The organism is Myxococcus sp. CA051A, assembly GCF_013336705.1.
GTDB lineage: Bacteria > Myxococcota > Myxococcia > Myxococcales > Myxococcaceae > Myxococcus > Myxococcus llanfairpwllgwyngyllgogerychwyrndrobwllllantysiliogogogochensis.
On the sequence record NZ_JABUMS010000001.1, the window covers coordinates 457,907 to 474,201 of the forward strand.

At 69.6% G+C, this 16,295-nt stretch carries 16 protein-coding genes; 13 read left to right on the top strand and 3 right to left on the bottom strand.

Annotated elements, in window-relative coordinates; genetic code table 11:
• Positions 1-42: 42 nt before the first annotated feature.
• Together HUA74_RS01815 and HUA74_RS01820 are read right to left on the bottom strand one after the other, a co-directional pair.
• Entirely contained in the window at positions 43-540 is a 498-nt protein-coding gene (locus tag HUA74_RS01815; RefSeq protein WP_141645486.1) for a YkgJ family cysteine cluster protein, read from the bottom strand.
• A 51-nt stretch (positions 541-591) separates the two neighbouring features.
• Positions 592-1,899, bottom strand: a complete 1,308-nt coding sequence (locus HUA74_RS01820) for a class I SAM-dependent rRNA methyltransferase (protein ID WP_174453161.1) — start codon at positions 1,897-1,899, stop codon at positions 592-594.
• Positions 1,900-1,929: 30 nt separating this feature from the next.
• On the opposite strand from HUA74_RS01820, the gene HUA74_RS01825 reads away from it, so the two are divergent.
• Together HUA74_RS01825 and HUA74_RS01830 are read left to right on the top strand one after the other, a co-directional pair.
• Complete coding sequence (locus HUA74_RS01825; protein ID WP_141648065.1) at positions 1,930-2,469, top strand: hypothetical protein; 540 nt, start codon at positions 1,930-1,932, stop codon at positions 2,467-2,469.
• 81 nt (positions 2,470-2,550) lie between these two features.
• A complete protein-coding gene (locus HUA74_RS01830) occupies positions 2,551-3,102 on the top strand; it encodes an FxsA family protein (protein ID WP_141648064.1) in 552 nt (183 codons plus the stop codon).
• An 18-nt stretch (positions 3,103-3,120) separates the two neighbouring features.
• On the opposite strand, the gene HUA74_RS01835 is transcribed toward HUA74_RS01830, so the two are convergent.
• A complete protein-coding gene (locus HUA74_RS01835) occupies positions 3,121-4,272 on the bottom strand; it encodes an acyltransferase (protein WP_174453162.1) in 1,152 nt (383 codons plus the stop codon).
• A gap of 71 nt (positions 4,273-4,343) precedes the next feature.
• Between HUA74_RS01835 and HUA74_RS01840 the strand changes: the two genes are divergently transcribed.
• From HUA74_RS01840 to HUA74_RS01890, 11 genes are all read left to right on the top strand, one after another.
• Positions 4,344-5,216 (top strand): YfiM family protein, encoded by an 873-nt coding sequence (locus HUA74_RS01840; protein WP_174453163.1) that lies wholly within the window; start codon positions 4,344-4,346, stop codon positions 5,214-5,216.
• A 184-nt stretch (positions 5,217-5,400) separates the two neighbouring features.
• Complete coding sequence (locus HUA74_RS01845) at positions 5,401-6,513, top strand: cytochrome-c peroxidase (RefSeq protein WP_174453164.1); 1,113 nt, start codon at positions 5,401-5,403, stop codon at positions 6,511-6,513.
• Between the two features lie 41 nt (positions 6,514-6,554).
• Positions 6,555-6,953 (top strand): hypothetical protein, encoded by a 399-nt coding sequence (locus HUA74_RS01850; protein ID WP_141648060.1) that lies wholly within the window; start codon positions 6,555-6,557, stop codon positions 6,951-6,953.
• Positions 6,954-7,410: 457 nt separating this feature from the next.
• Positions 7,411-8,253 (top strand): c-type cytochrome, encoded by an 843-nt coding sequence (locus HUA74_RS01855; RefSeq protein ID WP_174453165.1) that lies wholly within the window; start codon positions 7,411-7,413, stop codon positions 8,251-8,253.
• Positions 8,250-8,882, top strand: coding sequence for a respiratory nitrate reductase subunit gamma (locus HUA74_RS01860; protein WP_174453166.1), 633 nt, complete (start codon positions 8,250-8,252; stop codon positions 8,880-8,882). Before HUA74_RS01855 ends, HUA74_RS01860 begins: the two co-directional genes overlap by 4 nt.
• Positions 8,879-9,502, top strand: coding sequence for a cytochrome c3 family protein (locus HUA74_RS01865; protein WP_174453167.1), 624 nt, complete (start codon positions 8,879-8,881; stop codon positions 9,500-9,502). Before HUA74_RS01860 ends, HUA74_RS01865 begins: the two co-directional genes overlap by 4 nt.
• Positions 9,503-9,514: 12 nt before the next feature.
• Positions 9,515-12,496 carry a TAT-variant-translocated molybdopterin oxidoreductase gene (locus HUA74_RS01870; protein WP_174453168.1) on the top strand — a complete coding sequence of 994 codons (2,982 nt, stop codon included), beginning with the start codon at positions 9,515-9,517 and terminating at the stop codon, positions 12,494-12,496.
• Entirely contained in the window at positions 12,493-13,968 is a 1,476-nt protein-coding gene (gene nrfD / locus HUA74_RS01875) for an NrfD/PsrC family molybdoenzyme membrane anchor subunit (RefSeq protein WP_174453169.1), read from the top strand. Before HUA74_RS01870 ends, nrfD begins: the two co-directional genes overlap by 4 nt.
• Positions 13,965-14,486 (top strand): DUF3341 domain-containing protein, encoded by a 522-nt coding sequence (locus tag HUA74_RS01880; protein ID WP_174453170.1) that lies wholly within the window; start codon positions 13,965-13,967, stop codon positions 14,484-14,486. The genes nrfD and HUA74_RS01880 overlap by 4 nt, the downstream gene beginning before the upstream one ends.
• Positions 14,483-15,052 carry a cytochrome c gene (locus HUA74_RS01885; RefSeq protein WP_174453171.1) on the top strand — a complete coding sequence of 190 codons (570 nt, stop codon included), beginning with the start codon at positions 14,483-14,485 and terminating at the stop codon, positions 15,050-15,052. The genes HUA74_RS01880 and HUA74_RS01885 overlap by 4 nt, the downstream gene beginning before the upstream one ends.
• Positions 15,049-16,245, top strand: coding sequence for a hypothetical protein (locus HUA74_RS01890; protein WP_174453172.1), 1,197 nt, complete (start codon positions 15,049-15,051; stop codon positions 16,243-16,245). Before HUA74_RS01885 ends, HUA74_RS01890 begins: the two co-directional genes overlap by 4 nt.
• Positions 16,246-16,295: the final 50 nt, after the last annotated feature.

The window sequence follows — 16,295 nt, forward strand, 5'->3', positions numbered from 1 at the left end:
ATTCATCGCAGACCGGGTGCGGGCGCGGTACAGACAGACCCGTCAGGGTGTCTGTCGCGACGCCGCCGAGGCGATTGCCTCCGCGTGCCATTCGAGCAGGGGACGCGGCGCTTTCAGCGTGGCATCCCGGCTCTGGGACACGCGCTCCAGGCGCTCGAGCAGCACTCCCACGGTCTCCGCGGGTTGGCGTGCGGGGCCGCGAATGCGCTCGCAGAAGAACGTGCGGCAGCCGAACGGACGGTCCGCGTACACGGTGCACCGCTTGCCCGCCGCATCCAGGTAGGGGCACCCGCCGTCCGCGCGGGGTGGGGGCAGGGGACGGCCCTTCGTCAGGAGTTCCCACTCGGGCAGCCACAGCCAGGGCTGGCGGCCCGTCGTGGCCAACTGGCAGCACTCGCCGCTGGCGGAACACGAGAAGGGGACGTATGCGGCGTCCGCTTGACGGTAGATGGTGCGCACTTCCTTCAGTGCGCGCTCCTTCTCGCGAGTGCCCCCTGGCGCGCGCGAGTCCTCGTCTTCATCCCAGTCCCGGGTCCGCATGGTCAGCGCCGTTGTCTCATGCCACCGGAGCGCGGGTCGATGCGGGGGGCCTCACAGGGCGCGCAGCACGTAACACTTCAGGTAGCGGGTTTCCCGCAGGTTGAGCAGCACGGGGTGGTCCTTGCCGGCGCCACGTCGCTCGATGATCTGCATGCGGCGGCGCGCATCCGCGGCGGCGGAGGCGAGCATGTCCTCGAACGCCTGCTCGTCCACGTGGTACGTGCAGCTCGCGGTGATGAGGATGCCGCCGGGCCGCAACAGCTGCATGGCGCGGAGGTTGATTTCCTTGTAGCCGCGCACTGCGGCGGCGATGGCGTCCTTGTTCTTCGCGAAGGACGGCGGGTCCAGGACGATGGTGTCGAACTTGCGACCCTCGTCCACGGCGTCGCGCAGGAAGTCGAAGGCGTTGGCCACCACGACGTTCAGATTGGAGAGCTTGTTGGCGGCGGCGTTGTCGCGCAACTGGGCGGCCGCCAGCTCCGAAATCTCCACCGCCGTGACGCTCTGGGCGCGCGTGGCGAGCTGGAGGGCGAAGCCTCCCACATACGAGAAGCAGTCCAGCGCCTCGCCATGGGCGTACTGCGCGGCGACGACGTGGTTCTCCCGCTGGTCCAGGAACGCGCCCGTCTTCTGTCCCTCGAGCAGGTCCGCGCGCACGCGCACCAGGCCCTCATCGAAGGAGACGGGGCCGGGCGCCTCGCCGCGCAGCATGCCCTTCTCCGGCGTCAGGCCCTCCAGGTGGCGCACGCTCACGTCCGAGCGGTTGACGATGCCCTTCGGCTGGAACTGCTCCTGCAGCAGGTCCGCGATGAGCGCCTTGCGCTGCTCCACGGCGGGCACCAGGAACTGGGCGCTGAGGTAGTCGCCGTAGCGGTCCACCACGAGGCCCGGAATCCCGTCCGCCTCGCCGTGCATCAGCCGGTACGTCGTCTCGCCCGGGAGCGCGCGGGTGCGCAGGGCCTGCGCGGCCAGCAGGCGCTGACGGAAGAAGTCGTCGTCCACGGCCACGTCGTCGAAGCTGAGCCAGCGCAGCGAAATCTTCGACTGGCGCGAATAGAACGCCTTGCCGATGAACCAGCCGCGCCCGTCCACCACGCGCACCACCTCGCCGCCGACGAGGCCCGGGTCGCCGTTGAGGTCCGCGCGATAAATCCACGGGTGCCCCGCCTGCCAGCGGTCCACGCCCCGGCGCACCAGGGAGACCTGGGGCAGCCCGTCCGGGCCAATCTCGGGGGAAGTCCGGTCCGGGGCGACCTTTTCGGGGCGGTGGTGGGGGCGGCCACGGCCCGAACCGTGAGGCGGGGAGGAGGGCCTGCCACCGCGATGGGGGCCAGAAGGGGGCTTGGATGAGGTGGGCATGGCGATTCGCGGCGTATACTCGCAACCCGCGTGAGATACGAGTTGCTCCTACAGACGATGACGCCGGGCATGCCCTACGAGGCGGCGCGGGTGGATGGCCTCCTCTCGCAGAAGCGGGTGACCGTCCGTCCGGACGGCAACCGCCTCTGGCATTTCCAGCACGGCGACGTGGAGGTGGGAGTGCTGCGCGAAGGGGGCCGGGTGGTGGCCACCGAGCTGCGAATCCCCCTCGCCGAGCGCTCGGACCTGGTGCGCGAGGTGGTGGCCGAGGCCGCCCAACTGGCCTCCAAGGCTGGCGCCCGGCTCGTGGACCCCCAATTGGGCCGCTCCCTGGTGGCCTCCGACGAGGGCGTGGTCGCGGACCAGTACATGCGCACGGTGCGCTACGCGGGCGGCGCCTCCGGGATGTCGTCCGAGACGATGGGCGCCTCCTCCTCGTACACGCCGCTGACGACGGAAGGGCCCAGGGGCTTCCAGCCGGGCGCGAAGTTCTTCCTCATCGCCATTGGCGCCTTCTTCTTCCTCTACCTGCTCGTGGACTCGATGCTGTCGGGTCTCGGCGGGCGCTAGGTCCTCCGGGCGGGCATGAAGGCGCCTGCTTGCCCGCCGGGTTGTCCGGCACGAGGGAGCGCTCGGCGTTAGGTTGTGGGCGTGTTCAAGTACTTCCTGCTCGCGCTCATCGTTCCCTTCGTGGAGCTGTACCTCCTGGTCGTCATTGGCCGTGAGGTGGGATTCCTGCCGACGCTCGGCGTGGTGTTGCTGACGGGCGTGGTGGGCTCATGGCTTGCCCGTCGCGAGGGCGGCAGGGTGATGCGCCGCTGGCGAGACGCCCTGGCCCGGGGGCAGGTCCCCGAGGAGGGGTTGTTCAGCGGCGCGCTGGTCATGCTCGGCGGCGTGCTGCTGGTGATTCCCGGTGTCCTCACCGACGTGGTGGGCCTGTCGCTGCTCTTGCCGCCCGTGCGGAGGTTCGTGACGGCGCGCCTTCGCCGTGCCGTGGAGCGACGCATGCGCGACGGCTCGCTGCGCGTCACCACCCTCGGAGGCGTGGGCTTTCCGGGGCCATTCTCGGGCGAGCCTTCCCCCCGCGCTCCGTTTCCCGAGTCGTGGACGGACGACGCGGCGAGCCCGTCCGCGCGAATGCGCTCCGGGGCTTCGCGGTCCGAAGTCGACGCGGAGTTCACCGAGGACGAGCCGCGACACTGAGCCGCGCGGCTCGGGGCCTCAGCCTCGCGGACTCATCCGGGCGCTGCTGAGATTGGCCTTCAGCGTGGTGGAGCCCGAGCGCCAGGGGCGGGCCTGGTCCGTCAGCCAGCGGCCGAGCCGGGCCACACCCGCGCAGACCAGCAGCAGGCCGAGTCCCACGCCCAACGCGGCGGGAATCCCCAGCGTGGGGCCCACGCGGCTGGCGAGTCCCGCGATGTCCGCCCAGCCGTACACCACCGGCAGGTGAAGGACATAGAGCCACAGTGACAGCCTGCCCAGGGGCGCCAGCAGCCCACTGAGTCGAACGGGGGCCAGGTTCACCACCCCCAGCACCATGAGCCCCTGGCCCACGCGGTAGGCCACCATCCACGCGCTCGCGGGGCCCCAGTCGGCCACCGTGAGCTGGGTGAGTCCGAGCACCCCCGCGCCCAGCGCCAGCAGCGCCAGGCCCTGGGGCCAGCCCGGCTTCAACAGATGAAGCGCATAGGCGGCGAAGGCCCCCGCGAAGAAGAAGCCCGCCCAGGGGAAGAAGGGGAAGCGGCTGCCCTCGCCACTGCCCAGGAACTGTTGGACCGGCGCGGGCAGCCCCACGCCCAGCCGCCACATCGTCGCGCTCGCCAGCGGGACGGCCACGGCCAGGGTGAACAGGATGAGCGGACGGCCTCCTCGCGCGGGCACGAGCGCGAGCAGCACGGAGCCCACGAGCAGCGCGAAGCCGATGCACTGGAGCGCATCGAAGGCGAAGACGCGCGACAGCATCGCGTCCGACCAGCCCATGTCATGCACCGCCGGCCAGCCGGGCCAGTGCAGGACGTAGCCGAGGAACAACAGCAACAGCGACCGACGGACGCGACGACCGAGCGAGTCGCGCGCGGCATTGGGCTTGGTTCCCAGCGCCGCGACCACGGCCCATCCACTCACGAGGAGGAAGAGGGGCGCGGTGATTCCGCGAAAGCTCCAGTAGTGCTGCACCCAGGGATTCAGGCGAGCTTCGGGCGAGAGCAGCGCGTCCAGCGTATGTCCCAGCACCATGGCGAGGACCGCTAGCCCGCGCGCCCCGTCGAGCCCGGGGTGCCGGTTCGATTGCTGCTGGAAGGTGAACGAGGGGCCGAGTCGTTTCACGCGACCCGGAGCATAGGACGACCCAAGGGCCGCGTCTCGAAAAGGCACAGCTGGACGCGGTCTCTGCCACCCTCCGGGCGAGCCACCTGGACGGTCCGTGGGGTGCTACATGCCTGGGCATGCGGACCCTTTCCAAGCGCCTGGTTGCCCCGCTGCTGCTGTTGTCCACCACGACTCCCGCGCGGGCCGCGTCAGGAGATGACTGGCTGGGCTCCGACAAGCCGAAGCACTTCGCGGCGTGCTTCGTCCTGGCGGGTGTGGGTTATGGCGCGGGCGCGCTTCTCTTCGAGCCGCCCGAGGCGCGCTTGTGGACGGGCGCTGGGCTCGCGCTCGGGGTCGGCGTGGGCAAGGAACTGTACGACCTGGGGCGTGGGACGCGCTTCTCGCTCAAGGACCTGGCGTGGGACGCGGCGGGGACGGCGACGGGTCTGGGCGTGGCGTGGCTGATCGACCGGCTCGTCTTCGGTCCACCGTCGAGTGCGGGCCCGGCGGCGACGCTACGACGGGATGTTCCGCTCGTCGTGCTCGTCCCCGGAGGACGTGGCGTCGGCCCGGGTCGACAGGAGGTCTTCGTCGGGACGCGCGCGCGCTTCGATGAGTCGCAGCAGCTTCTCGCGCTCCATGAGCGGCTCCACCGTCATCAAGGCACTGCCTTGTCGCGCGCCTCCTCCGGTGACGAGCACGGTGACCTGTCCTCGGGGGCACTGCCGCAAGCAGCCGGTGGGCATGACCCGGACGGAGTCGGAGAGCCCTCGCTCGCTCAGCGAGCGCTGGAGCCAGCGCGGCAGCTCGATGCCACCCGACCTGGCGCCGCCGCGCATCAGGCACTTGCGACAGACGAGCACCTCGATGTCCTCGGGCGTCTCGTCCGTCTCCCCAGCGCGTTCATCCCGCATCCATCCTCCTCGTCGTCTTCGGAGCCGGGCACTTCCGCCGCGCGTCATGGCGCGGATGCGCCGCTGCGGAATGACCTGGTCCAGAGGAGGAGGTAGCCGCGCCTCCGCGGCCGCGCAGCCCGGACCCGCATGTCCGTGGAGCGAGGCGGCAAGGGGGCGACCGCTGACGGCGGGGCTGATGGACGCTGAAAGAGGGCGTGGGGTGCGTCATCAAGACGCGGGCGCCACGCGGGAGGTGGACTGGTAGCGTGCCGCCCTGTCCACGCCCCTGGAGTGCCTCATGTCGCGCAATCGGTTCCTGACGCTGCTCACGTTGACCTCGCTCGGCGCGGGTGGGCTGACGGCGTGCGAGCGGAAGCAGGAGGTCGCGCCGCCTGCGCCCGTGGTGGCACAGGCCGCGCCGAAGCCGAAGGGCCCCAAGCCGATGACGCCCGAGCAGCTCGCGCACTTCTTCCGCCCGCTTCCTCCGGCGAAGGATGCGAAGCCCGCGCCCAAGGACACCGAGGCGCAGGTGATGCTGGGCCGCATGCTCTTCTTCGAGCCGCGCCTGTCGAAGAACCACGACGTCTCCTGCAACACGTGCCACGGCCTGGACACCTACGGCGTGGACAACAAGGCGCTGTCGGACGGGCACAAAGGGCAGAAGGGCACGCGCAACTCGCCCACCGTCTACAACGCGGCGGGCCACATCGCGCAGTTCTGGGATGGGCGGGCCGACACGCTGGAGGCGCAGGCGTCCGGCCCCATCCTGAACCCGGTGGAGATGGCCATGCCGGACGAGCGGCGCGTGGTGGCCACGCTGTCGTCCATTCCCGAGTACGTCACGCGCTTCCGCGACGCGTTCCCCGAGGAGAAGCGGCCGGTGTCGCTGACGAACGCCGCGCGCGCCATCGCCGCCTTCGAGCGGGGGCTCACCACGACCTCGCGCTTCGACCGCTTCCTCGCGGGCGAACATGCCGCGCTCACCGAGCCGGAGCTGCGCGGCCTCCAGCTCTTTGTCGTCACGGGCTGCACCACGTGCCACAACGGCCCGGCGGTGGGGGGCCTTTCGTTCCAGAAGCTGGGGCTGCTGGAGGACTACCCGGGCCTGACGGACGCGGGCCGGTTCGACGCGACCAAGAACGAGGATGACCGGGGCAAGTTCCGGGTGCCCACGCTGCGTGACGTCGAGCGGACGGGACCGTACCTGCATGACGGCAGCGTGAAGGACCTGCCGACGATGGTGCGACTGATGGCGAAGCACCAGCTGGCGCGGACGCTGACGGACGGGGAGGTGGAGGACCTGGTGGCCTTCCTCACGAGCCTCACGGGGGCGCTGCCGCCCCGAGAGCGCATCGCCGCGCCGCCGCTTCCCCCCAGCACGAAGAAGACGCCCGAGGCAGATCCGTCTTGAAACGTGCTTCCCACCCCGTGCGTTGCTAAACCGCGAGCCCCATGGACCGAATGTTCTTCTACGCCCACTCAGGGCTTCGCTATCTGGTGCTGCTCGCGGGCGTGCTGGCCATCGCCTACTTCGCCTTCGGGTTCGCCACGAAGCGTCCGTTCGACAAGGGCGGACGCATCCTCGGCGCTTCCTTCGCGGGGCTGCTGCACCTCCAGGTGTTGCTCGGCATCCTCGTGCTGGTGACGCGCTTCTATTACCCGGCGCTCATCGGCCACATCGTGATGATGGTGCTGGCCGCCGTCGTCGCGCAGGTGCTCCTCTCGGTCAACCGCCGACGTCCGCAGCCCGGCTATGCGCTGCCGCTGGTGGGCGTGGGGCTCGCCTTCGTGTTCATCATCGGTGGCATCATGGCCATCGGCCGCGGCGTGTTCACCACCACCGCGATGTGAGCCCGTGCCGCGCGGGTGGAGCAACTCGCTCCCCGCGCGGCGCTGTGTTGCTCGTTTCCGCTGGAGGGCGTGCACCGCTCCCAGCCGGGAGCAGGGCTGCTCGTCGGCCCTCCCTGCACGGAGGTGCGAGCGAGCCCTGCCGACCTCTCGTGGCGCGGACGAGGCCTCCATTGGGACGCGCGCACCCTGTCGAGGTGGAAGCTGCTCGTTGCCGGGGCATGCTCACTGGCCCGGTAGGACGCCGCCTTGGAGGCGTGGCGCGGAGCCCGAGTCCGTTCGTGCCCTGGCAAACGGTGCGTCCGCTCGCGTCACGTGGCGCAAATGCTGCGCTCCCTTCTCACGATTTCCGGTGCTCCGTGCGGCCCTGAGCCGATGAGCCCCCTGGCCTCCTGGTTGCACTGATGCCGCGTGTGCCGAGCAATGGGCTCGGCTTCCCCGTGAGGAGGGGCACGCAGCAATGCGGACACGTGTGCTGGGAGGATGGCCGCGTCAGGAGCGAACGCTCGTCCCCATCATTCCGCTCCTGGCCATGCTGTCCGCGCCGTCCGCGCTGGCGCAGGCCTCGGGACAGGGCGCGCAGCTTTTCACCCAGCGGTGTGCGACCTGTCACTCGGTGGGCGAGGGCGACCGGATTGGTCCGGACCTGCACGGGGTGCTGGAGCGTCGCGACGAAGCCTGGCTCACCCGCTTCATCAAGAGCCCGGGCGCGCTCATCGACGCGGGAGACCCCGTCGCGGGCGAGTTGCTCGCGAAGTTCAACGGCGTGCGCATGCCGGACCAGTCGTTGTCCGACGCGGAGCGTGCCAGCCTCTTCGCCTTCTTCCGCGAGTGCACGCAGAAGGGGAAGGGCGGCTGCAAGCCCTCGCCCGCGGAGAAGATGGGCACGGATGCCACGCCCGAGGAAATCGCGCGGGGTCGTCGTCTCTTCGAGGGCACCGAGCCACTGACTCACGGAGGCGCCGCCTGCATCGGCTGCCATGACGTGCGCGGCCTGGGCGTCGCTGGCGGCGGCACGCTGGGCCCCAACCTCACCTTCGCCTTCGCGCGCATGGGCGAGAAGGGAATGCGGCCCGCGCTCGCGAAGCTGGAGGGGCCGATGATGGGTGCGCTGTACGCGAAGGCGCCGCTCGTCGAGGAGGAGCAATACGCCCTCAAGGCCTACCTCGCGGACGCCTCTCGTGATGGCAGCCGTCCGCGCGCGGACCGCGACTTCTTCTACCTGGGCGTCGTCGGGCTGGTCGCGGCGCTGGGCTTCATCGGGGTGGTCTTCACCACGCCGTCCGCGCGAGGTCACTCGTGAGCGACTCCCTCCTCTTCTCCTTCGTTCCATACGCGGCGGCGGGCATCGCGCTCGCGGGCATCATCCGCAAGCTGACGCTGCGCGAGACGCCCGCGCCGGGTTCTCCCTGGACTCCCGCCGGTCGCGCGGTGCTCGCGGGCGCCGCCATCGTCGCGTTCAACCACCTGCTGGGCCTCGCCGCGCCTCGCGCGATGCAGGCCTTCAACGCCTCGCCATCGCGGCTGTTCGCGCTGGAGTCGGTGAGCCTCATCGGCGCGCTGCTGCTGGGCTGGGGCTTGTTCTCCCTGACGCTGCGCCGGGCGCGTGAGAGACAGTGGGGCGTGGCGGTTGTCCTGGGGCTGGTGTTCGCCCAGGTGCTCACGGGCGTGTACGTGGCGGTGTCGCTGCGCTGGGGCTCCGCCTGGTACGTCCACGTGGTGGTGCCGTACCTGCGCTCGGTGCTGGCCTTCCAGCCGGACTCGACGCTGATTCGCGCCGCGCCGCTCGTCTTCCAGGTCCACCTGCTCACGGGCTTTGGCCTGTTGGCGCTGGCGCCCTTCTTCCGGATGAGTCGGGTGACGGCACCGGCTCGCGCTCCCGAGCCAGTCGAGCCTGGGCTGCTCGCCACGCCTCGTGAGGAGACGCCATGAGCCACGTCTCCTTCCGTGCCCTGGGCCACGCCGGTGCGCTCGCCGCGCTGAGCCTCGGGGGATGCAGTGGCCCGGTGAACAACCAGCAAGGCCACATGCCCGCGCAGCCGGTGGCCTTCTCCCACGCCGTCCACGCGGGCCAGTACGAACTGGACTGTCAGTACTGTCACGTGGGCGCGGAGCGCAGTCGTCACGCGGGAGTGCCTTCCGCCAGCGTGTGCATGAACTGCCACATGCAGGTGAAGAAGGACTCGCCGGAGATCCAGAAGGTGGCGGCGGCGGTGGCGGCGAATGCACCCATCGAGTGGGTGCGGGTCCACCGCCTGCCGGACCACGCCTTCTTCAACCATGCGAGCCACGTCACCGCGGGGCTGAAGTGCCAGACGTGCCACGGCCAGGTCCAGGAGATGGTGCGCGTGGAGCAGGTGGAGCCCATGACCATGGGCTGGTGCCTGGACTGTCACCGCAAGACGTCGACGGAGTCGCTGACCGCGCCGACGCCGTCCGCACCGCGCGCGGGTGAGCTGCTGGCCCTGTCTTCCGGCACGCCTCTTCCCGCGCCGTCCAAATCCCCCCGCATCCTCCGGCCGCCCTCGGATTGCTCGGGCTGCCACCGCTGAGGACCTCTCGCCATGTCCGACACCCTTCCCAAGTACTGGCAGAGCCTGGCCGAACAGGCCACCGACGCCGCGTGGCTCGAGCAGAAGCGCGACGAGTTCCCCGAGGAACTCCCGGTGGGCGTCGCGGCCACACCACCGGACGCGAGCAGCCGCCGCGACTTCTTCAAGATGATGGGCCTGAGCGCCGCCGCGGCCATGGTGGCCTGTCAGCGCGCGCCGGTGCAGAAGCTCATCCCCTACGTGTCCCGGCCGGACGAAGTCATGCCGGGCACGGCGCTCTGGTACGCGTCCACCTGCGAGGGCTGCTCCGCGCGCTGCGGTCTGCTGCTGAAGACGCGCGACGGCCGTCCCATCAAGGTGGAGGGCAATGACGAGCACCCCGTGTCGCGCGGAGGTGTGTGCGCGGTGGGGCAGGCGTCCGTGCTCTCGCTCTATGACGCGAGCCGCGCGCGGTTTCCTTCGCGCGCCTGCAATCGTGTGTCGTGGAAGGACCTCGATACGGAGGTGAAGGCCGGGCTGCGCAAGGCGGCCGAGGAGGGCAAGTCCATCCGGCTGGTGCTGCCGTGGGTGATGGGGCCCACCGCCGAGGCGGGAGTGAAGCAATTCCTGGCCGCGCACCCGCTGGCGCGCACGGTGCGCTACGAGCCGCTGGGTGAGCTGGCCGCGATAGGTGATGCCTGGCGCCTCACGCACGGCGCGCGCGTGGTGCCCGACCATCGCTTCGACCGGGCCCAGGTCATCGCCAGCTTCGGCGCCGACTTCCTGGGCACGTGGGTGTCGCCGGTGGCCTTCACGCGCCAGTACACCGAGGCGCGCGACGCGGCCGGGCGAAGGTCGATGGCGCGGCACTACCAGATTGAGCCGGTGATGACGCTCACCGGAGCTGCCGCCGACCGTCGTTTCGTGGTGGCACCCTCCGAGGTGACGCTCGTCCTGGGCGACGTGGTTCGCCGGCTCGCGGTGAAGGCGGGGCGTTCCGTCCCGGGTTTGAAGGAACTGCCGGCCTCGCGACTGGAGGAAGCCGCGCTGGACGAGCTTGTCGCCGCCCTGTGGTCGCACCGCACGGAGTCGCTGGTGGTGTGCGGCGGTGACGAGGTGGCGTCGCAGGTGCTGGCTGCGACGGCGAACGTGTTGCTCGGCAATGAAGGCACCACGGTGCTGCCGACGGAGGGCGTGGCGCTGGACGAGCAGGCCCTGTCCTACGGCGAGCTGTTGACCGAGCTGGGCGCTGGGAGCGTGGGCGCGGTGCTCTTCCTCGGCGTCAATCCCGCGCATGCGGACCCACGAGGAGACGCCTTGGGCGCGCTGTTGAAGAGCGTGCCGCTCACCGTGGCGCTCAATGACCGGCTGGATGAGACGGCGCTCCTGACGAAGCTGCATGCCCCGGCCTCCACGCCGCTGGAGTCGTGGGGTGACGCGGAGCCTCGTCGAGGTGTGCTCTCCCTGCGCCAGCCCGCGGTGGCACCGCTGCATGACACCCGGGACGCCGTGGAGTCGCTGTTGAAGTGGGCGGATGCCCCCGTGTCCCACCATGACTTCCTGCGGGCTCGCTGGGAGGTGGAGGTCTTCCCGCACGTCACGCAGGCGGGGCCGTCCTTCGGTGACTTCTGGGACGACGCGGTCCGCCGAGGCGTCGTGACGCTTCCTCCAGTACCGAGGGTTCCGCTGGCCTTCCGCGAGGACGCGTTGCCGAAGGTGCTGGCCTCGGTGGCCCGTCCGTCCGTGGAGTGGGAGTTGGTGCTGTTCCCCTCGGTGGCGCTGCGCGACGGCGCGCTCGCGAACAACGCCTGGCTCCACGAGGTTCCGGACCCCATCACCAAGGCGACCTGGGGCAACCCCGCGCTCATCGCGCCCTCGCGGGCGAAGGAACTGGGCCTGCGCGACGGCGATGTGGTGCAGGTGCGCGTGGGCGGCGAGTCGCTGTCCCTGCCCGTGCTGGTGCAGGCGGGGACGCACCCGTCCGCGCTCGGCATCGCGGTGGGCTACGGCCGGACGCGGGCAGGGCGCATCGGCGACGGCGTGGGCACGAATGTCTTCCCGCTGGCGGCGGTGGTGGACGGGCGCGTGCGGCGCTCGGTGCCGGGGGCGACGGTGGTGGGGACGGGGGAGCGGCAGAAGCTGGCGCTCACGCAGACCCACTCGAGCCTGGAGGGACGCCCGCACGTGCGCGAGGCGGAGCTGGCCGCGTTCCTGGCGAATCCGCGCGCGGGCAACGAGGAGCACGGCGGGCATGGTGGCAACGGCGCCCATCCGCTCTCCATCTGGTCCGGCCATGAGTACAAGGGCCACCGGTGGGCGCTGGCGGTGGACCTGAGCGCGTGTACGGGTTGTTCGGCGTGCGTGGTGTCGTGCCAGGCGGAGAACAACATCCCCAGCGTGGGGCGCGAGGAGGTGCTGCGGCAGCGCGAGATGCACTGGATGCGCATCGACCGGTACTACCAGGGGGACGAGGCGAACCCCCAGGTGGTGCATCAACCGATGATGTGCCAGCACTGCGAGAACGCGCCGTGCGAGACGGTGTGCCCGGTTCTCGCGACGGTGCACTCCAGCGAGGGGCTCAACCAGCAGGTCTACAACCGCTGCGTGGGCACGCGCTACTGCGCGAACAACTGCCCCACCAAGGTCCGCCGCTTCAACTGGTTCGACTATCCGCACGACGAGCCGCTGGAGCGGATGGTGCTCAACCCGGACGTGGTGGTGCGCAGCCGGGGCGTCATGGAGAAGTGCTCGCTCTGCGTGCAGCGCGTCCAGGAGGGCAAGGCGGCGGCGATTCGCGAGGGCCGGGCGCTGAAGGACGGCGACATCCAGACGGCCTGTCAGCAGAGCTGCCCCGCGAAGGCCATCCACTTCGGGGACGTGAATGACCCGAGCAGCCGCGTGGCGAAGCTGGCGAAGGACGGGCGCGCGTTCCGGCTGCTGGAGGAGCTGAACATCGGGCCGTCCATCACCTACCTCACGAAGATCCGGAACACCGGGTCGGGAAGCGGAACATGAGCCAACAGCACCTGTCCCCGCTGCGCGTGCCGCTGGTGACCGAGCCGCGCACCCTGGGCCAGCTCACCGAGGAGATCTGCGCCCCCATGGAGCGCGCGCCCACGTGGAAGTGGTGGGCGGCGTTCGCGATAGCGGTGTCCGTGCTGGGCACGGGCGCGGGAATCGTCGCGTACCAGGTGGGCACTGGCATTGGCGTGTGGGGGTTGAACAAGACCATCGGCTGGGCGTTCGACATCACCAACTTCGTGTTCTGGGTGGGCATTGGCCACGCGGGCACGCTCATCTCCGCCATCCTCTTCCTCTTCCGGCAGAAGTGGCGCACCAGCATCAACCGCGCGGCGGAGGCGATGACGCTGTTCGCCGTCATGTGCGCGGCGCTCTTCCCCGTCATCCACATGGGACGGCCGTGGTTGGCCTTCTGGGTGCTGCCCTACCCGAATACGCGCGGCAGCCTGTGGGTGAACTTCCGCTCGCCGCTCTTGTGGGATGTGTTCGCCATCTCCACGTACTTCACGGTGTCGGCGGTGTTCTGGTACGTGGGCCTGATTCCGGACCTGGCCACGGTGCGTGACAGGTTGAAGGCGGGCGTGAAGAAGGCCGTCTTCAAGGTGCTGTCGCTGGGGTGGACGGGCTCCCACCGGACGTGGAGCCGCTACGAGACGGTGTACCTGCTGCTCGCGGGGCTGGCGACGCCGCTGGTGCTCAGTGTGCACACCATCGTTTCGATGGACTTCGCCACGTCCGTGATTCCAGGCTGGCACACCACCATCTTCCCGCCGTACTTCGTGGCCGGCGCGGTGTTCAGCGGCTTCGCGATGGTGCTGACGCTGATGATCATCACCCGCGTGGTGCTGGGCTACGAGCACCTGATTACGCTGCGCCACCTGGAGAACATGACGAAGGTCATCATCGTCACTGGTGGCCTCGTCTCGCTGGCGTATGCGACGGAGTTCTTCATCGCCTGGTACTCGGGCAATCCGTACGAGCGCTTCGCGTTCATGAACCGCGCGTTCGGCCCCTACGCGTGGGCGTATTGGATCATGGTGACGTGCAACGTGGTGTCGCCGCACCTGTTCTGGTTCAAGAAGATTCGCACGTCGCCCGCGGCCATCTTCGCACTGTCGTTGGTCATCAACGTGGGCATGTGGTTCGAGCGGTTCGTCATCATCGTGACCAGCCTGCACCGCGACTTCCTGCCCAGCAGTTGGTCCATGTACACGCCGACGATGGTGGAGGTGGGGACCTTCATCGGGACGTTCGGCCTCTTCTTCACCCTGTTCCTGTTGTTCGTGCGCGTGCTGCCCATCATCTCCATCGGCGAGGTGAAGAGCGTCCTGGGCTTCGCCAGGAGCCCTCACAATCACGCCGAGGCACCTCCCCTGGCCCCCGCGCGGGATGCGCTGGCGGAGCCCTCGTTACCCCGACTCAACCCGCCGCTGGCCATCGCCACCCGGAAGGACGTCCCCGTATGAGTACCCCGGTCCTCATCGGCTATTTCGAGCATGAGGCGCAGGTCCTGGATGCCACCCGCGCGGTGCGCGAGGCGGGCCATGATTTGCGCGACGTGTACACGCCCTATGCGGTGCACGGTCTGGATGACGCGATGGGGCTCCGGCCCAGTCGGCTCACCTGGGTGTGCTTTGGCGCGGGGCTCCTGGGCTGCACGCTTGCCTTGTCACTCCAGCTCTACACCAGCGTGGTGAGCTGGCCGCTCAACGTGGGAGGCAAGCCGTTCAACTCGTTCCCGGCCTTCATCCCGGTGACGTTCGAGCTGACGGTGTTGTTCGCCGCGCTGAGCACGGTGGCGGCGTTCCTGGTGAGGGCCCGGCTGTTTCCGGGGAACAAGCGCCCGACGTTGCCCAGGGTGACGGATGACCGGTTCGCCATCGTCATCGCACCGCGCCAGTCCCCGGAGTCGCTAGAGGCGGCCGAGGACCTGCTGCGCCGGCATGGCGCGGTGGCCACGGACTTGAGGGAGGTGGCGCCGTGAGGAAGACCTGGGTGGGACTGGCGGCGCTGGGGCTGGCCGTCGGTGGCTGTGAGCAGGACGAGACGCGCCCGAACTTCGAGTACGCGCCGGACATGGTGGCCTCGGTGCCATACGACAGCTTCGCGCCCAACCCGAACACGGGGGACGGCAAGACGCTGCTGACTCCGGCGAAGGGCACCGTGCCGCGAGGCCACCTCCCGTTGCACCTGCTCGCCGGACCTGACGCGGCCGAGCGGGCCGGGAGCGAGCTGCGCAATCCGTATCCTTCGTCGCCCGAGGTGGTGGCGCGCGGCCAGACGGCATTCCTGCGCTACTGCTCGCCGTGCCACGGGGCCGGAGGGTTGGGGGATGGCCCGGTGACGGCGCGCTTCCCGATGCCGCCCTCGTTGCTGGCGGAGCACGCGGTGGGACTTCCCGATGGACGCATCTTCCACATCATCACCCATGGGCAGGGATTGATGCCGGCCCACGGCTCGCAGGTGGCGCCGGAGGACCGGTGGAAGCTGGTCCACTACCTGCGCACGCTCCAGAACCCCGCGCGCACGGCGCGCAAGGAAACGCCATGAGCACCCCTATCGATGCAGTCGCTACCGAGTCGCGGGGTGGCTTCGCGGTCTCGCCCGTCTTCCACCGCGCGGCGCAGGTGGCGGCGGGGGCGGGGCTGGGAGTGCTCGTGCTGGGGCTGGTGCAGGCTCCGGAGCGCGCGCTGTCGAGTCTGCTCACCAGCGGCTTCTACTTCCTGTGCCTGGGGTTGGGCGGCGCGGTGTTCCTCGCGCTGATGTACGTGGCGAACGCGGGGTGGTTCACCGTCTTCAAGCGAATCCCGGAGGCGTTCGCGTCCTATGTGCCCTGGGGCGCGGTGACGATGCTGGCGCTGCTGCCGTTCGTCACGAAGCTGTATCCGTGGGCGAAGCCAGGGGTGATGGAGACGGACCACCTGCTCCATGAGAAGGCGGCCTTCCTCAACGTTCCCTTCTTCGCGATTCGGATGGGGGTGATGTTGGCGGTGTGGGTGGGCTTCACGTGGATGTTGCGGCGCAACTCGCTGCGGCAGGACGTGGAGCATGGCGAGCCGTTGACTCGGAAGAACGTCACGGTGTCGGCGGTGTTCCTGGTGCTCTTCTCGCTGACCTTCTGCCTGGCGGCGTTCGACTGGCTGATGAGCCTGGAGCCGCACTGGTTCAGCACCATCTACGCGCTCTACAACGTGGCGGGGCTCTTGAGCTCCAGCGTGTGTGCAATCACCGTGGTGGCGGTGCTGCTGCACCGAGCAGGGGCGCTGCCTCGGCTCAACTCCAGCCATCTGCATGACCTGGGCAAACTGATGTTCGGCTTCGCCACGCTGTGGGCCTACCTCTGGTTCTCGCAGTTCATGCTCATCTGGTACGCGAACATTCCGGAGGAGACGGTCTACTTCATCGCGCGGATGCACGGCGGTTGGGAGGTGCCGTTCTATGTGAATGTGGTGCTGAACTGGGCGCTGCCGTTCGTGTTGTTGTTGCCGCGTCCCGCGAAGATGAACCCGAGCCACCTGCTGCGCGTGGCGGGAGTGCTGCTGGTGGGGCGCTGGTTGGATTTGCAGTTGATGGTGGCGCCCGCGCACCAGCCGGAGGGGCTGACGGTGGGGGTGTATGAGCTGGCGGGGTTGGTGGGGGTGGGGGCGCTGTTCACGCTGGCGGTGACTCGGGCGGTGAGGACGTCGCCGATGTTGCCGGTGGGAGACCCGTACCTGGTGGAGAGCCTGCACCACCACACCTGACGCACGACCCGAGAGAATCAAGTCCGTGGTTGCTGACCCCTTCGGGTCGC